Origin of the sequence: Pseudomonas abyssi, assembly GCF_003444685.1 — a bacterium.
GTDB lineage: Bacteria > Pseudomonadota > Gammaproteobacteria > Pseudomonadales > Pseudomonadaceae > Halopseudomonas > Halopseudomonas abyssi.
Genome location: NZ_LMAZ01000002.1, coordinates 421,696 through 437,550 on the forward strand (window position 1 = coordinate 421,696; position 15,855 = coordinate 437,550).

16 protein-coding genes are annotated in these 15,855 nt (G+C 62.3%); 4 read left to right on the plus strand and 12 right to left on the minus strand.

Going from position 1 to position 15,855, the window contains the following annotated elements:
- Positions 1 to 204: 204 nt before the first annotated feature.
- The 10 genes from astA to ASB58_RS10185 form a co-directional block, all read right to left on the minus strand.
- Complete coding sequence (gene astA / locus ASB58_RS10145; protein ID WP_118130416.1) at positions 205 to 1,215, minus strand: arginine N-succinyltransferase; 1,011 nt, start codon at positions 1,213 to 1,215, stop codon at positions 205 to 207.
- Position 1,216: 1 nt separating this feature from the next.
- Complete coding sequence (locus ASB58_RS10150; protein ID WP_118130419.1) at positions 1,217 to 2,236, minus strand: arginine N-succinyltransferase; 1,020 nt, start codon at positions 2,234 to 2,236, stop codon at positions 1,217 to 1,219.
- Positions 2,237 to 2,254: 18 nt separating this feature from the next.
- Positions 2,255 to 3,511: an aspartate aminotransferase family protein gene (locus ASB58_RS10155; protein ID WP_118130421.1), complete on the minus strand. Its 1,257-nt coding sequence runs from the start codon at positions 3,509 to 3,511 to the stop codon at positions 2,255 to 2,257.
- A gap of 28 nt (positions 3,512 to 3,539) precedes the next feature.
- On the minus strand, positions 3,540 to 4,523 hold the full coding sequence (locus ASB58_RS10160) for a GlxA family transcriptional regulator (protein WP_194294995.1): 984 nt from the start codon (positions 4,521 to 4,523) through the stop codon (positions 3,540 to 3,542).
- Positions 4,524 to 4,707: 184 nt separating this feature from the next.
- Positions 4,708 to 5,895, minus strand: coding sequence for a thiolase family protein (locus ASB58_RS10165; protein WP_096004263.1), 1,188 nt, complete (start codon positions 5,893 to 5,895; stop codon positions 4,708 to 4,710).
- 156 nt (positions 5,896 to 6,051) lie between these two features.
- Positions 6,052 to 6,864 carry an SDR family oxidoreductase gene (locus tag ASB58_RS10170; protein WP_118130423.1) on the minus strand — a complete coding sequence of 271 codons (813 nt, stop codon included), beginning with the start codon at positions 6,862 to 6,864 and terminating at the stop codon, positions 6,052 to 6,054.
- Between the two features lie 119 nt (positions 6,865 to 6,983).
- Complete coding sequence (locus tag ASB58_RS10175) at positions 6,984 to 7,625, minus strand: tRNA-uridine aminocarboxypropyltransferase (RefSeq protein WP_118130425.1); 642 nt, start codon at positions 7,623 to 7,625, stop codon at positions 6,984 to 6,986.
- Between the two features lie 212 nt (positions 7,626 to 7,837).
- Positions 7,838 to 7,954, minus strand: coding sequence for a cytochrome c oxidase subunit CcoM (ccoM, locus tag ASB58_RS20365; protein ID WP_281254814.1), 117 nt, complete (start codon positions 7,952 to 7,954; stop codon positions 7,838 to 7,840).
- A gap of 82 nt (positions 7,955 to 8,036) precedes the next feature.
- Positions 8,037 to 8,216 (minus strand): hypothetical protein, encoded by a 180-nt coding sequence (locus ASB58_RS10180; protein WP_096004266.1) that lies wholly within the window; start codon positions 8,214 to 8,216, stop codon positions 8,037 to 8,039.
- Between the two features lie 62 nt (positions 8,217 to 8,278).
- Entirely contained in the window at positions 8,279 to 8,551 is a 273-nt protein-coding gene (locus ASB58_RS10185; protein ID WP_096004267.1) for a hypothetical protein, read from the minus strand.
- A gap of 230 nt (positions 8,552 to 8,781) precedes the next feature.
- Here ASB58_RS10185 and rapA point away from each other — a divergent pair, with 230 nt between their 5' ends.
- A complete protein-coding gene (rapA, locus tag ASB58_RS10190) occupies positions 8,782 to 11,622 on the plus strand; it encodes an RNA polymerase-associated protein RapA (RefSeq protein WP_118130427.1) in 2,841 nt (946 codons plus the stop codon).
- Here the strand turns inward: rapA and ASB58_RS10195 are convergent.
- Both ASB58_RS10195 and ASB58_RS10200 read right to left on the minus strand, forming a co-directional pair.
- Entirely contained in the window at positions 11,597 to 12,772 is a 1,176-nt protein-coding gene (locus ASB58_RS10195) for a patatin-like phospholipase family protein (protein ID WP_118130429.1), read from the minus strand. The two genes, rapA and ASB58_RS10195, sit on opposite strands and share 26 nt — an antisense overlap.
- Positions 12,772 to 13,731, minus strand: coding sequence for a lipid A biosynthesis lauroyl acyltransferase (locus tag ASB58_RS10200; protein WP_118130578.1), 960 nt, complete (start codon positions 13,729 to 13,731; stop codon positions 12,772 to 12,774). The genes ASB58_RS10195 and ASB58_RS10200 overlap by 1 nt, the downstream gene beginning before the upstream one ends.
- A 111-nt stretch (positions 13,732 to 13,842) precedes the next feature.
- Between ASB58_RS10200 and minC the strand changes: the two genes are divergently transcribed.
- The 3 genes from minC (at position 13,843) to minE (ending at position 15,819) form a co-directional block, all read left to right on the plus strand.
- Positions 13,843 to 14,616: a septum site-determining protein MinC gene (minC, locus tag ASB58_RS10205; protein WP_118130431.1), complete on the plus strand. Its 774-nt coding sequence runs from the start codon at positions 13,843 to 13,845 to the stop codon at positions 14,614 to 14,616.
- Between the two features lie 135 nt (positions 14,617 to 14,751).
- The gene (gene minD, locus ASB58_RS10210; RefSeq protein ID WP_083724773.1) at positions 14,752 to 15,561 is read left to right on the plus strand and encodes a septum site-determining protein MinD; all 810 of its coding nucleotides are present in this window, start codon (positions 14,752 to 14,754) and stop codon (positions 15,559 to 15,561) included.
- Positions 15,562 to 15,819, plus strand: a complete 258-nt coding sequence (gene minE / locus ASB58_RS10215) for a cell division topological specificity factor MinE (RefSeq protein ID WP_083724771.1) — start codon at positions 15,562 to 15,564, stop codon at positions 15,817 to 15,819.
- Positions 15,820 to 15,855: the final 36 nt, after the last annotated feature.

Below are 15,855 nucleotides of genomic sequence, written 5' to 3' on the forward strand. Positions count from 1 at the left end.
CTCCTTGATTGGCGGCTTTACAGACGCAACAGGCGGGTGAACGAAACGTTAACAGACCCTAGCTCCACGGTTGATATTCACTATGCCTTCTATAGTTTCCGACCGTGAAACAACCGATGAGGTTCACTGGGCGTCTACCTGTGCCGACAAGACCTGTTAGCCTGAGCTGCAGCACATAACCGTCAACGCAGGCTCGCTCTACCCTCAGGCGTTCAGCGCGACCGCGCGCACCAGCGTGCCGGCGCGCAACTTGAGGCGCTCTGCCGACTCCGCGCCCACCACCAGGGTGCCGGCAGCCACGCGCGCCGGGGCGGCAATCATGCGGCAGTTATCACGCCCGCGATTGGAAATGAGATAAGGCTCGGCTTCATCGCCCGGCGTACCGATGGCCAGCAGCAGGGTGCGGCTGTCGCGGATAGCGCGAATTTGTCCACGCTGCGCCTCCAGCGTGGCGCCACCGTCAAAGATGTCGATATAGCCCTGATAGCGCATGCCTTCTTCTTCGAGCACCAGGCGACCCGCTTCAGAGTCCGGATGCACCTGCCCGATGGCGTCACGCGCTGCCTGACTGAGAAAGCAGGCGTAGAGCGGAAACTTGGGCATCATTTCGGCAATAAAGGCCTTGTTACCCAAACCGGTCAGATAGTCGGCACGGGCAAAATCCATGCGGAAGAAGTGCTGCCCCAGACTGTCCCAGAACGGCGAACGGCCACTCTCATCGGAACGACCGCGCATTTCCACCACCACGCGCTCAGAAAAATCCTGTGGCGCATCGGCCATGAACATGAACCGCGCCTTGGACAACAGACGCGGCGTATCCCCGCTACGAAACTCGGGGGCAAGAAAGTAGGAGCACAAGGCCGTAGCGCCAGTCAGATCATTGACCAGAAACAGCGTCGGATGCTGACGATAGACGCCCAGCTCACCGCTCGCGGCCACGGTCAGCCCCATGCGGTAGCTGTACCAGGGCTCGCGCATGCCGGCTGCGCCCAGCATGCCGCTGGAGCCGATCAGTCGACCATCCACGCCCTCCAGCACCAGCAAATAATCAGCATCGGCCTGAGGTACCTGGCCGGCAAAACTTTGCTCGATCAGCTGCAAGCGCTCACGTAGCCGCTCCTCGCTGGCCGGCAGTGTGGTCAGCCCGGCGCCAGCACTGTGCGCCAGCGCCAGCAACGCCTCCAGATCCCCCAGATTGGCAGCCCGTACCAGCATGTCAGTCTCCCCTAATCAGGCGCAGGCTGTCGCCCTCGGCGACACGCAGCGCCTGGGCAGTTGCCGCATCCAGCTGCAGTGGCTCGCCGGGCTGCCAGTCAAACCGCAAGGCGCAGGCCCGAAAGTCGCAGACCTTGGTGTTGGCCACCAGCCACAGCGCGTTGCCGGCCTGCGCCTGGCCAACCACAACCTGAGCCAACTGGCTGTGACGCACGCTCGCCAGCATCGCAGTACGCGCGTTGACCACCGGCCCGCCGTCAAAGATATCGACGTAGTTGTCGGTCTCAAATCCTTCATCCATGAGGATGTCGAACACATCCTGCACACTCGGATTGACCTGCCCGACCACTTCCTGAGCCTCGTCAGACAACATGGGCACATAGATCGGATAGCCCGGCATCAGCTCTGCCAGGAAGCCGCGCCCGCGCTCGCTACCGATGCGCTCAGCCTCGGCGTAGCTGACGGCAAAGAAGTGACGACCCACTGCGTCCCAGAATGGCGCATTACCCTGGTCATCACTGATACCCACCACCTCCACCGAGGTGGACTCGGCAAAGCGCTGGGGGTGACTGGCCATAAACAGCAGACGACCGCGGGCATTGAGCTGCAGCAGCTCAGGCGTGCGATGGCCCTCGCTCAGATGATAACCGACCAGCAGACTGTGCCCGGTCAGATCGTGACAGAGCGACAGCACGTGGATACGGTTGTGCAGGCCCAGCTCACGCGAGGCATGCACAAACATTTCGTTGCGAAAGGTATAAAAAGGAGAGCGAAAACCGGAGGCAGCGATAATCCCGCTGCAGCCAACAAGAGTGCCTGTAGCGGTGTCTTCCAGCACGAAAAAATAACGCTCTTCCCCACTGAAGGTCACTTCCTCTGCCATGGAGGCTTCCGATGCCGCCAGGATGTCGGCCAGCCGCTCGCGACTGGCCGGCAACGCGGTTACCCCAACCGGGCTCGCCGCCGCCAGGCGTTCGATCTGTGGCAGGTCCGCCGTCCTGCCCAAACGCAGCATCAGCATCCAGTTTTCTCCCAGGACCTAGGCGACTAGGCGCTGCAGCGCAACGCGTAGCCGTGCCAGGCCTTCGGCTATATCGGCTTCATCAATAATCAGGCTCGGCGCCAAACGCACCACGTCCGGCCCGGCCTGCAGCACCAGAACGCCCTCTTCCTGCGCCAGCATCTGCACGTCTTTGGCCTTGCCGCGCCAGGCGTCGCTCATCACCGCCCCCAGCAGCAGACCGCTGCCACGCACACCGGAAAACACACCGAACTCAGCGCCCATGGCTTCCAGTTCGGCGCGCAGGCGCTGGTGCCGCTGCGCTACACCATCCAGCACCGCCGGCGTGTTGACAATATCCAGCACCCGCTCGGCAACCGCGCAGGCCAGCGGGTTACCGCCGTAGGTGCTGCCATGGGTACCAACGGCAAAATGCTCGGCAATCGCCGTCGTGGTCAGCATCGCCGAAATAGGGAAACCGCCGCCCAGGCTCTTGGCACTGGTCAGAATGTCGGGCACCACACCGCTGTGCATGTAGGCAAACAGCTTGCCAGTACGACCCATGCCGCTTTGTACCTCATCAAACACCAAGAGCGCCTGATGCTTGTCACAGATTGCGCGCACCGCCTGCAGGTAGTCGCTGCTGGCCGGTATAACGCCACCTTCACCCTGCACCGGCTCCAGCACCACCGCACAGGTGGCATCGGACATGGCCGCTTCCAGCGCGGCCAGGTCCTGATAGGGCACATGGCTGATGCCGCCCATGGCAGGGCCGAAGCCTTCGGAGTATTTGGGCTGACCACCGACACTCACGGTAAACAACGAGCGACCGTGGAAGCTGTTGGTGCAGGCGATGATCTGGTGCTTGGCCGCACCGCCGGTGTTATGCCCCCAGCGACGCGCCAGCTTGAAGGCGGCCTCGTTGGCCTCGGCCCCGGAGTTGGCAAAAAACACCCGCTCGGCGAAGGTGGCCTGCACCAGTTTGTCAGCCAGACGCAACGCAGGCTCATTGGTCATGATATTGGAGACGTGCCACAGCTTGCCGGCCTGCTCGGTTAGCGCCTCAACCAGCGCCGGGTGCGCATGGCCCAGCGCGTTCACCGCAATGCCGCCCGCCAGGTCAACGTATTCTCGGCCTTCCTGGTCCCACAGACGCGAGCCCGCGCCGCGAACCGGAACCATATTCACCGGTGCGTAATTGGGAACCATAACCCGATCAAAATCGGACCGACCGACCATTGCTGACACTGTCTTCTCCTTGCTATCAAAGGGCACATCGAAGGGATGTGCAGTCATACCCGCTCGCCCCTGCGAGACGGTTCAATCAGGTACTGCTCTCGGCAGTCTGCTGCGCTCGCCGCTGATTGCGATCCTCGCGCGGCGTCACGCCAAAACAGTTGCGATAGGCACTGGAAAAATGCGGCCCTGAGGAGAACCCGCATGACAGCCCTATCTGAATAATCGACTTACTGGTCTGCAGCAGCATCTGGCGAGCCCGGTTCAGCCGCAGCTCCAGGTAGTACTGCGACGGTACGCTGTTGAGGTACTGCTTGAAAATACGCTCCAGCTGACGCCGCGACACGCAGACATGACGGGCAATTTCATCGGTGGTCAGCGGCTCTTCAATGTTGGATTCCATCAGGATGACCGCCTGGGTCAACTTGGGATGGCTGCTGCCCAACCGGTTGCGCAGCGGCATGCGCTGACGCTCGCTGCCGTCACGGGTACGCTCGATCACCAAATCCTCAGCCACCAGTGCCGCCAGATCCTGGCCCTGCTCTTGCGCCAGCACGCCGAGCAACAGGTCGGTACTGGCCAGCCCGCCACTGCTAGTGGCCAGATTGGCGTCCTGCACGTACAGCTGGGTAACCGCTTCTACCTGCGGAAAACGCTCACGAAACTCGTCCAGCATGCGCCAATGCACTGCGCAGCGAGCACCATCAAGCACACCGCAGGCCGCCAGCACCGCTGCGCCCGCCTCCAGGCCACCAACCAGGACGCCCGCGGCCAGCCATTCGGCAAGCTGCGGCGCCAGCCAGTCCGGCAGCGAGTCCCCTGCGGCAAGGCTTTCCGCTACCAGCCACAACTGAGCAAAACCGGGAGCGCAGCTCTGCAACGGCGCCGGCTGCAGCAACAGGCCATCGGACGCGCGCACTGATTGTTCTTCCAATGTGCAGCATTCGATCTGATAGAGGGGCTCTTCGGCCATGCGGTTGGCCGACAGCAGGACCGACAGCGCCGGCATCAGGCTGCCAGGATGGGCACCGGGCAGCAGCACAAAGACGACTCGCCGCAGCTCAGTCGCCATCTCTGTCCGCCCCGCCATGGTGATTGCCCACGCGCCTGTTCCTGTCCGAGTCAGCAAAAAGCGCATTGTGCCACAAGGCAAACAGCCAAGCACCGGAGAAAAGGTGGCTTGATGCAACAAAAAAGGGCGCCTCCCACCGGGGGAGACGCCCTTCTTGACGCAGCCGCAGATGCGGCCACGCGGATCAGCCGCGGTAGGCTTCGAACAGGCCGGTTGCGCCCATGCCACCGCCAACACACATGGTGACGATGCCATAACGCTTGCCGCGACGCTGCAGCTCACGAACCAGGTGACCCACCTGACGAGAACCGGTCATGCCGAACGGGTGACCGATGGAGATGGAGCCGCCGTTGACGTTGTATTTCTCGTTGTCGATCTTGAGGAAGTCACGAGCGTACAGGCACTGGGAAGCAAAGGCTTCGTTCAGCTCCCACAGGTCGATGTCGTCGACGGTCAGGCCACGGGATTTGAGCAGTTTCGGCACGGAGTAAACCGGACCAATGCCCATTTCGTCAGGCTCGCAACCGGCGACAGTGAAGCCACGGAAGTAAGCCAGCGGCTTCAGACCCAGCTCCAGCGCCTTGTCCAGGCTCATGACCAGGGTCATGGAGGCGCCGTCGGACAGCTGAGAGGCGTTACCGGCAGTCACGGAACCGTCTTCGGCAAACACCGGCTTCAGGCTGTTCAGGCCTTCGATGGTGGTGTCGGGGCGGTTGCAGTCGTCGCCTTCAACAACGCCGTCAACGATGGTGATTTCGCCGGTGGCCTTGTCCTGAACCTGATATTTGACGTTCATCGGCACGATTTCGTCATCGAACAGGCCTTCGGCCTGGGCGCGGGCAGTACGCTGCTGACTCTGCAGTGCGTAGTTGTCCTGCTGCTCACGGGTGACGTTGTAGCGGCGCGCAACGATCTCGGCAGTCTGACCCATCGGGTAGTAGATGCCCGGGAAGTCTTTTTCCAGGATCGGGTTGACGAAGTTGTCGGTGTTGCGGCTCTTGGCCGTCATGGTGATGGACTCGACACCACCGGCAACGATGGCGTCGGAGCAACCGGAAGCAACCTGGTTGGCTGCGATGGCAATCGCCTGCAGACCGGAGGAGCAGTAGCGGTTCAGGGTCATACCGGCAACATCGATACCCATTTTCGACAGCACCGCAACGTTACGACCGATGTTGTGGCCTTGAGCGCCTTCGTTGGAGCCGGCACCGACGATGCAGTCGTCGATCATCTTCGGGTCAATGCCAGTGCGCTCGATCAGCGCGTTGACACAGTGGGCCGCCATGTCATCCGGACGGGTCATATTGAACTTGCCGCGGAAGGACTTGGCCAGACCGGTGCGGACGCTGTCGACGATTACGACTTCACGCATTGCGATAACCTCATTGCTTGCCTAGGGGTTCAGACGGGCAACCCGCCATTCGAAGGGCGCCAAGCATACTGCCCCGAGGCCGCAACAGGAAACACAATAGACACAGCTGATAAAACGCCATAGTCCGTCGACAGACGGCTGCCGACGGACCGGCCTTCAGTTGACGGGCACGCGTTTGGCAGCCAGGCGGAACATTTCGTCGTAGATGACCTGCGGATCGGCGCGTTTTTGCTGCAGTGCCAGACGGCCCCGCTCGTGCGGCAGAATCATAAACTGATCCGCCTCGCTTTCACGGAAAGTGATATCGGCGACATCGGCAGCACTGATCGGCGAGCTTTCCAGCAGCTTGGCCATATCATCACGGGCCTGGGTGTCCGGGCCATGATAGGACGCCAGCAGATTGGTCTGGAAAAACGACGGACAAACCACGTTAACCTTGATGCCCAGAGGGTGCAGCTCAGCCAGCAAACTCTCCGACAGCGCCACCACCCCGGCCTTGGCTACGTTGTAGTTGCTCATACCCGGCGTTTGAATATGGGCAGCCATAGAAGCAATATTGATGATGCGGCCTGCACCCTGACGCATAAACAGCGGCATAAAGGCCTTGCAACCCTTCACCACGCCCATCAGGTTGATGCAAATCTGCGAATCCCAGTCCTCCAGTGAGAGGTCCCAGAACAAGCCGCCGGAGGCAATGCCGGCGTTGTTGATCAACACATCGACGCCGTTCAACCGCTCATCACAACTTTGCGCAAGCGCCGCCAGCTGGCTGAAGTCACGCACATCACACCGCTGGGTAAACGCCCAGCCTCCGGCCGCCGTTGCCAGCCGTCGGGTTTCTTCCAGCCCGTCATCGTTAATATCTGCCAGCGCCAGCCGCGCACCCTCACGCGCATAACGCAGTGCCAGCTCCCGCCCCAGGCCACTGCCTGCGCCTGTAATAACGACCCGCTGTCCTGTTGCTTGCATGCGATCCCCTTAATTGTTCTTGTTGTGCCACAGGCGACGACCTGTTCTGCGCAGTCTAGCGAGACCACGGGCCCGGGCCAGCGCTGACAAGGGATAATAAAAGCCGTGAATGCGCTTCTCTATTCAACAGCCGGGTCGGACGCAGCGCCATAGTTCTGCTGGTAACGCGCCAGCCCCATGGCGCGGATCTGCCCCTCGATCAGCGCCTCGAACGGCGCCAGCAGGGCATGCTTGTCAAAACCGGGATGCAACACAGAGAGCGCCTCGGCGCCCGCTTCGATAGTGGACAGCGCGCCGGCCTGCGGCACCTTGCGCAGGCGATAACGGCTGACCAGCCCGGCGGGCAGGCATACCTGCGCCATCGACTGCAGCACAGGATTGAGATAAACCAGCTTGCGCGCCTTACGCCAGGTGCCATCGAGCAGCACCAGCCGCCTGGGACGCAGGTCGACGGCGGCGGGCAACAGCACTTGCGCCTGCTCGCCAGGAAACAGCAGCTCATTGCGCCATCGGGGGTCCTGCAAACGCCGCATCCAGGCAGGGTGCTCCTGCAGGGATTCGGTTATCAGCAAGTGAGCGTTAACCAACCCCGGCACCAGCAAGCGAGCCGTGTTGAGCGCATGAGAGGCTTCATCGGGGTGCTGGATCACCAGCAACTGGGTTGGCGGCCACAAACGGGGAATCAATGAACACAGACACTGGGCCTGAGGCCGGGCACACACCGGGCAGCGGACGCGGCCGGCCGAAGAACGGACAGACATAACGGATAACCAGACAACGGTGATTACTCATTATGCCCGCTGCAGCAGGCACAGGGCAGAGCAAAAACCTCCCCGGCGCACCGCGCCTGCCTACCAGGGCCGGTTGACGTCTCGCTCGCCCGCCTGCCAGAGGCCCTGCGGGCGGGGCCGCCTGGGTTGCGCCGGTACAGGCAGCAACAGCCGGGTGGACGAAACGTCAACAACCCCAAGTGTTACTTGGACTTCTTCTTGTGCGCGTCGCGCCAGATAAACAGGCCGACCCCACCCAGAAAAGCCACCATCAAACCCACAGTGATCACACCAGCAATGACTGCTTCATCAACATACATAACCCACCTCCTGCGTTGGCAATGACTGCAGGTTATGCCGCACGGGATGTAAGGTTATTGACGCGGGTCAATAAGAGAGGGGCTACTTCTTCTTTTTATTGCGGCGGCCTTTCTTGCCGGCCTTGCCGGAGCCAGGCAACGGCAGTGCGCGAGAAAACGCATCGCGCATGGCCTCCAGGCGGGCATCGTGAATATCGTGAATACGTTGACGACGGGCTTCCCCCAGGTCGATCACGTCACCACTGCGATTGTCGTCGGTCATGGTTCCACTCACCCTATACGGAAGCGCTGCCCACCAGCGCATTCCACTCAGCGCTCAGACTATCAAACTTCGATATCGACAAGCAGCCCCTTGTCCGGCAGCTCCAGTTCATCTGCACTGGCTTGACGCTCTTCCGGCGACTGCTCCTGACGGGTATGCACCCGACGCTTGCGACGCCGGCGTTCCGGCCAGCGTCCGCGGTCGCTCTGACGTCGTTCAACCTGCTGCGCTGCGGCATCGTGCAACGGCTCGCTGGCCGCCGAGGGCTTGACCTCGCGACTGCTCTTGACTGCATCATTCTGCGCACCGGCTGGCGGTAAACCGGGTATCAGCATGCTCTGTTCCCTCGTGATCATCTTCCCTGAAGAACCAACAACTACACTGCTATATCGACCGGAAATCGGTTCCCTTGATCCACGCAACGGTGACCTGGCGCACAAATCGGACAATTTTTAACCAGCTCCAATGTCCCACCACCGTCAGCTAAAGGCAAGCCGCCGGTTCCGGGATGGCGGGTGATCGGGTACGATATGCGCCTTTTTTTCAGCACCATCAGGAGAGTTGCATGACGGCTTTTATCCCGGGACAGCGCTGGGTCAGTGACAGCGAAGCAGAACTGGGGCTCGGCACTGTCCTGTCACAGGATGACCGCGTGGTGATCGTGCTCTACCCGGCCAGCGGCGAAACCCGCCACTACGCCCTGCGCAACGCCCCGCTAACCCGCGTGCGTTTCAGCCCCGGCGATGCCATCAGTCACCATGAAGGCTGGCAGCTGGTGGTCAGCGACGTCAGCGAAGCCAATGGCCTGCTGGTGTATCAAGGCCTGCGCGAAAATGGCGAAAGCGCCAGCTTCCCGGAGACCATGCTGGACAACTTCATCCAGTTCCGCCTGGCCAGTGATCGACTGTTCGCCAGCCAGATTGATCCGTTGCCCTGGTTCAGCCTGCGTTTCGAAAGCCTGCGTCACTATTGCCGTATCCAGCGTTCCCCGCTGCTCGGCCTGGCCGGTGTGCGCACCCAGCCGATAGGTCACCAGTTACACATTGCCCGCGATGTGGCCGACCGCATGGCCCCACGCGTGCTGCTGGCCGACGAAGTCGGCCTGGGCAAGACCATCGAGGCAGGCCTGGTTCTGCATCGTCAACTGCAGACTGGCCGGGTCCGTCGCGTACTGATCGTGGTGCCGGAAAACCTGCAGCATCAGTGGCTGGTGGAAATGCGCCGCCGCTTCAACCTGCAATTCGCCCTGTTCAACGCCGACCGCTGTGACGGCGCCGACAGCAACCCCTTCGAGGAAGAGCAACTGGCCTTGGTGGCGCTGGAGTTCTTGCTGGAGAACACCACCGCCCAGGATCATCTGCTGCAGGCCGATTGGGACCTGCTGGTGGTCGACGAAGCACACCACCTGGTCTGGCATGAAGACAACCCCAGCCCCGAATACGCACTGGTCGACACCCTCGCCAGACAAACTCCAGCGGTCCTGCTGCTGACCGCCACCCCGGAACAGCTCGGTCAGGCCAGCCACTTCGCGCGCCTGCGCCTGCTTGACCCGGATCGCTTTCACAGCCTGGAAGACTTCATCCAGGAAGCGGAGCGCTATCAGCCCGTCGCCGAAGCCGTGCAGCACCTGCTCGAACAGGATCAGCTAAGCGACGAAGACCGCAGCGCCATCGCCGGCTGGCTCGGTGACAGCGCAACCCCACTGTTCGCCGCGCTGGACAGGGGCGGCGATGAAGCGCCTGCCGCGCGTGACAGTCTGGTGCGCCAGCTGCTCGACCGACACGGCACCGGCCGCGTGCTCTACCGCAACACCCGTGCTGCGATTGCCGGCTTCCCCGAGCGCGACCTGCACGCCTACCCCCTGCCCTGCCCTGAGCAATATCAGGACCTTGAAGGTCAGGTGGCGCTCTACCCGGAGCAACCACTGCAGGCCGATTTTGACGGCCAGGAACAGCCCTGGTGGCAGGCCGACCCGCGTGTTGAGTGGCTGATCGATACCCTCAAGCTGCTCAAGCGCAACAAGGTACTGGTGATCTGCGCCCACGCCGAGACTGCGCTCGACCTGGAAGACGCCCTGCGCATCCGCAGCGGCATCCCCGCCACCGTGTTCCACGAGGGCATGAGTATCGTCGAGCGTGACCGCGCCGCGGCCTTCTTCGCCGACGAGGAATTTGGCGCGCAGGTGCTGATCTGCTCGGAAATCGGCAGTGAAGGCCGCAACTTCCAGTTCGCCCATCACCTGGTGATGTTTGACCTGCCGACCCATCCCGACCTGCTTGAGCAGCGCATCGGGCGCTTGGACCGCATTGGTCAGCAGCACCGTATCCAGCTGCACATCCCTTATCTGGAGGGCACTGCGCAGGCTCACCTGTTCCAGTGGTACGATCAGGCGCTGAACGCCTTCCGCGCAACCTGCCCGACCGGCAACGCGCTGCAGCACAGCTACGGCAGCGAACTGCTGCAGCACCTGGATCATCCGGGCACCGATGGCTGGGATGCGCTGATCGAGCGCGCCCGCAACGAACGCCAGGCACTCGAGCAAGAGCTGCACAATGGCCGCGACCGCCTGCTTGAGCTGCACTCACGGGGCCAGGCCGATGCTGACCAGATGATCGACACCATCGCAAGACAGGACAGCGACTTCCAGCTGCCAATCTATATGGAACGCCTGTTTGACGTATTTGGCGTCGACAGCGAAGACCACTCCGACAACGCCCTGATTCTGCGCCCGGGCGAACGCATGCTCGATGCCGGCTTCCCGCTGGGTAACGACGAAGGGGTTACCGTCACCTATGATCGGGATACCGCCCTGTCACGCGAGGACATGCAGTTTCTGACCTGGGAGCACCCGATGCTGCAGGGCGGCATAGATCTGGTGCTGTCCGGCAGCATGGGCAACAGCGCCGTGGGCCTACTGAAGAACAAGGCCCTCAAACCCGGCACCATGCTGCTCGAATGCATTTACGTCTGTGAAGCCGTTGCCCCGCGCGCCCTGCAACTGCAGCGGGTACTGCCGCCCACGCCGATTCGCTGCCTGCTGGACATTAACGGCAACAACCTGGCAGCCAAGGTCAGATTTGACACGCTGGACGGACAGATTGACTCACTGCCACGGCAACTGGCGGTGAAGGTCGCCAAGACCCAGCGCGAGCCGGTAGAAGGCCTGCTGAACAAGGCAGAACAGGCGGCAGACGCTGAGCACCGCAAGCTGGTTGATGACGCTCGCGCTCAGCTGCGCGCCGAGCTGGAAGAAGAAATCGACCGTCTCAAAGCGCTGCAGCAGGTCAACCCGCTGGTACGCGACGATGAGATCAAGGCGCTGCAACTGCGCCTGGCCGACGGCGACCTTGCCTTGGCGCAGGCCAAGCTGCGGCTCGACGCTATCCGTGTATTGGTGGCAGGTTGAGAAAACGCTGCAACTGATCGCGCTTGGCCAGCGCATCACGCCGGCCAAGCGCGATCAGCTCGCGGGTGTAATCAGCCTCAAACAGCAAATAGCTGACCACGCTACCGCCTGATGCCCGGGTCGCCCCGCTACCCCGCAGAAAGGCCCGCAAGCTGCGCGGCAGCAGTTTGCGATGACGGGCAGCGATGATATCCAGCGGCTCGCTGGGCGAGATCACCTCGACTTCCACCTGCCGCAGCCCCTTGCCGTTCATGCGTGAGCCGACCGGCAAGTAGCCAGCCAGCTTGTTCATGCGCTCCAGCAACTCGATATCGGCTTCCAGATTATCGACAAAGGTACTGCTGAGCAGGTGACCTCCGATCTGCGCCAGGGTTGGCGGCAAGGCGACACGCAGACGCGGACCACGACGACCGCCAGCCGGCTGATTGGCCAGGTTGTCGGATACACCGATGACCAGCACCCGATTGGCCCCCAGATGCAGCGCCGGGCTGATCGGCGCCTGCTGACGCACCGCACCATCGCCAAACCATTCACGATTGAGCTGCACCGGCGGAAACACCAGCGGAATGGCCGAGGACGCCATTAGGTGCTCCAGCCCCAGCCGCGTCTGCACTCCCACCCGCCGGTGCCGGGACCAGGGCTGAATGCGGTCGCGCCCCTGATAAAAGCTGACCGACTCGGCCGACTGATAACCAAAGGCGCTGACCGACACCGCCTGCAGCACGCCGGCCTGCAGAGCCTCATCGATCTGCCCGAAATGCAGCGTGCGCTGCAACAGGTTACGCAGCGGCGCATTGTCCAGCATCGCAGTAGGTTGAGAGCTGGGCACACCCAGCAGGTTGGCCCGTATCCAGCGCCAGGCCTGGGCGGTGACGCCGGGCCAGTCGCTGCGATAGACCTGATCACAGGAGAACGCCGACCAGACCTGCTGCAGCCGCGCTACCCCCGCGCCAAAATCCTGGGCATTGGTTGCCAGCGCCAGCGCGTTGATCGCCCCCGCCGAGGTACCACAGATCACCGGAAAAGGGTTACTGGCGCCTGCCGGCAACAACTCCGCCAGCACCGACAGCACGCCAACCTGATAGGCCGCACGGGCACCGCCGCCCGAGAGAATCAGCCCGGTACAGGCGCCGCTTGTCTCACCCAGCATCAGCGACGACGCGCTCTGCGTTTGCGCCGCTGACGCTTGGCGTAGGGGCGCGACTCGCCTTCCGGCCGTGTTTTGAAGCGCCGATGCACCCACATATATTGCTCAGGCTGCTGCGAAATAGCCTGCTCGACCCACTGGTTGATGCGCAGCGCATCAGCGGTCTCGTTCTCGCCCGGAAAGCCTTCCAGCGGCGGATGTACGGTCAGCCGATAGCCGCTGCCATCGGCCAGGCGGGTTTGGGTAAAGGGCACCACCAACGCCTTGCCCAGGCGCGCGAAGGTACTGGTTGCAGTTACCGTCGCGGCCTCCACGCCAAACAACGGCACAAACACACTCGCCTTGCGCCCGTAGTCCTGGTCCGGCGCGTACCAGATCGCCCGGCCGGAGCGCAGCGAGCGCAACATGCTGCGTACGTCCTCGCGCTCTACCGCCTTGGCATCCAGGTTATGACGCTCGCGACCACGGCGCTGAACGAAATCAAAGGCCGCATTGCGATGCTCGCGGTACATGCCGTCGATGGTCACCGCCTGACCCAGCAGCGCCGCGCCTATCTCCAGGGTAGTGAAATGCAGCGACATCAAAACCACGCCCTTGCCCTGGGCCGCCGCGTCGTTCAGATGCTCCAGCCCTTCGATGTGGGCCAGGCGCGCCAGCCGCTGGCGCGGCCACCACCAGGCCATGGCCATCTCGAACAGGGCAATTCCGTTGGAGGCGAAGTTCTCCCGCAGCAGCCGCTCACGGGCCATCTCGGACATCTCGGGAAAACACAGCGCCAGGTTGGTACGCGCCACCTCGCGGCGGTCACTCATCAGCTGAAACATCCCCCAGCCCAGGGCGCGCCCCAACCCCAGCAACCAGCGATAGGGCAACTGCACCACCAGCCACAGCAGCCCCAGTCCCAACCAGAGCAGCCAGTAACGCGGATGCAGCAGCGCAACGGTAAATCCCGGACGATCCATCAGCAGGCCCATTCAGCGAAAACCGACATTCTAACCAAGGCGCACGCGGCTTGCGATCTGTAGGGGCAATCTATATAAGGAAGCGCTGATTCTTTAGGAACGGGATGGACCATGACTGCTGACACTACCCTCGACCTGCTCGACAACGACCCGGTATTCCACCTCAAGGGCGGCATGCTGACGATGACACTGGTCGAGCTCATTCGCCTGGCACCGGAGCAGTTCGCCAGGCAACTGGCCGAGAAGGTAGAACAAGCCCCCAACTTCTTCGTCGACACCCCGGTGGTGATTGCGCTGGACAAGCTGAGCGAGCCGCTGAGCGACATGACCCTGCGCCACCTGCTGAGCATCTGCCGCGATCACGGCCTGCAGCCGGTTGCGCTGCGCGGCGGCGAAGACTTTCGCGCGCTGGCGGGCAATGCCGACATGGTGCTGCTGCCGCCGGGTCGCCAGCGTGAAAAGCCGATTGAAGTTGCCGCCGAACCGGCGCCCAAACCGGCCCCCAAGGCTGAGCCTGCGCCAGCGCCGGCACCAGCAGCGCCCGCTCCGGCCCCGGCTGGCTCAGGCAAGATCATCACCGAGCCGGTGCGCGGCGGCCAGCAGATCTACGCCCGCGGCGGCGATTTGATTGTGCTGGCACCGGTCAGCGCCGGCGCCGAGCTACTGGCTGACGGCCACATCCACGTTTATGGCCCATTGCGCGGCCGTGCGCTGGCCGGCGTTACAGGCGACCGCCAGGCCCGCATCTTCTGTCAGAGCCTGGAGGCCGAGCTGGTCTCCATCGCCGGCCAGTACAAGGTAGCCGAGGATCTGCGCAAACAGCAGTGGAAGGCTCCGGTACAGATCAGTCTGGAGGGTGACAGCTTGAAGATAACCGGGCTTTAACAGATACTGTCCTCCCATTCGGGGCGCCCGATTTCTCTGGTCTGTGACCGAGTTCCGCAGCCTTGCATCCACGCCGGGAACCATCACCGCCCGGCGTAATCCACTATCAGACATTTTTTCGACAGGAAGGTCATTTTGGCAAAGATCATCGTTGTCACATCAGGCAAGGGCGGGGTGGGCAAAACAACCACCAGCGCCGCCATCGGTACCGGGCTGGCCCTGCGCGGTTTCAAAACCGTCATCGTCGACTTTGACGTCGGCCTGCGTAACCTCGACCTGATCATGGGCTGCGAACGCCGCGTGGTTTACGACTTCGTCAACCTGATCAACGGCGATTCCAACATGAATCAGACGCTGATCAAGGACAAGCGCTCGGAGAACCTGTTCATCCTGCCGGCCTCCCAGACCCGCGACAAGGACGCCCTCACCCCCGAAGGTGTCGAACGCGTGCTGGAAGAGTTGAAAGAGAACTTCGACTACATCGTCTGCGACTCCCCGGCCGGCATCGAGAAAGGTGCTCACCTGGCCATGTACTTTGCCGACGAGGCCGTCGTGGTGACCAACCCGGAAGTCTCCTCGGTGCGTGACTCAGACCGCATTCTGGGTCTGCTGTCGAGCAAATCCCGTCGCGCCGAGAACGGCGAAAAAATCAAAGAGCACCTGCTGCTCACCCGTTACAACCCGGAGCGCGTCGAAAATGGCGAAATGCTCTCGGTGGCCGATGTCGAAGACATCCTGTCCATTCCGCTGCTGGGCGTCATCCCGGAGTCGCAGGCCGTTCTCAAGGCCTCCAACCAGGGCGTACCGGTGATCATGGACGACAAGAGCGATGCCGGTCAGGCCTATAGCGATGCCGTCGAACGCCTGCTGGGCAAAGACGTCGCACATCGCTTTCTGGAAGCACAGAAGAAGGGCCTGCTGCAGCGCCTGTTCGGAGGGCGTTAAGTGAGCATTTTCGATTATTTCCGTGACCGCAAGAAATCGACGCCCGCGTCGATTGCCAAGGAACGTCTGCAGATCATCGTCGCCCACCAGCGTGGGCAGCGCACTCAGCCCGACTACCTGCCGCAACTGCAGCAGGAAATCATCGACGTCATCAGCAAGTACGTTTCCATCGACCGTGAACAGGTGCATGTCGCCCTCGATAACCAGGATGATTGCTCGGTTCTCGAACTGAACATCACCCTGCCGGAACGCCCCTGACCAGCTGGCGCCACCCGCCCGGGTGGCGCCCTGCGG

Excerpts from the sequence above, each read along its gene's own strand:
- ASB58_RS10180 (WP_096004266.1), bottom strand. The coding sequence starts at position 8,216 with ATGACCGACGACAATCGCAGTGGTGACGTGATCGACCTGGGGGAAGCC.
- ASB58_RS10155 (WP_118130421.1), bottom strand. The coding sequence starts at position 3,511 with ATGACTGCACATCCCTTCGATGTGCCCTTTGATAGCAAGGAGAAGACA.
- minC (WP_118130431.1), top strand. The coding sequence starts at position 13,843 with ATGACTGCTGACACTACCCTCGACCTGCTCGACAACGACCCGGTATTC.
- ASB58_RS10175 (WP_118130425.1), bottom strand. The coding sequence starts at position 7,625 with ATGTCTGTCCGTTCTTCGGCCGGCCGCGTCCGCTGCCCGGTGTGTGCC.
- rapA (WP_118130427.1), top strand. The coding sequence starts at position 8,782 with ATGACGGCTTTTATCCCGGGACAGCGCTGGGTCAGTGACAGCGAAGCA.
- ASB58_RS10185 (WP_096004267.1), bottom strand. The coding sequence starts at position 8,551 with ATGCTGATACCCGGTTTACCGCCAGCCGGTGCGCAGAATGATGCAGTC.
- ASB58_RS10170 (WP_118130423.1), bottom strand. The coding sequence starts at position 6,864 with ATGCAAGCAACAGGACAGCGGGTCGTTATTACAGGCGCAGGCAGTGGC.
- astA (WP_118130416.1), bottom strand. The coding sequence starts at position 1,215 with ATGCTGGTACGGGCTGCCAATCTGGGGGATCTGGAGGCGTTGCTGGCG.
- ASB58_RS10150 (WP_118130419.1), bottom strand. The coding sequence starts at position 2,236 with ATGCTGATGCTGCGTTTGGGCAGGACGGCGGACCTGCCACAGATCGAA.
- ASB58_RS10160 (WP_194294995.1), bottom strand. The coding sequence starts at position 4,523 with ATGGCGACTGAGCTGCGGCGAGTCGTCTTTGTGCTGCTGCCCGGTGCC.
- ASB58_RS10195 (WP_118130429.1), bottom strand. The coding sequence starts at position 12,772 with ATGCTGGGTGAGACAAGCGGCGCCTGTACCGGGCTGATTCTCTCGGGC.
- ASB58_RS10200 (WP_118130578.1), bottom strand. The coding sequence starts at position 13,731 with ATGGATCGTCCGGGATTTACCGTTGCGCTGCTGCATCCGCGTTACTGG.
- ASB58_RS10165 (WP_096004263.1), bottom strand. The coding sequence starts at position 5,895 with ATGCGTGAAGTCGTAATCGTCGACAGCGTCCGCACCGGTCTGGCCAAG.
- ccoM (WP_281254814.1), bottom strand. The coding sequence starts at position 7,954 with ATGTATGTTGATGAAGCAGTCATTGCTGGTGTGATCACTGTGGGTTTG.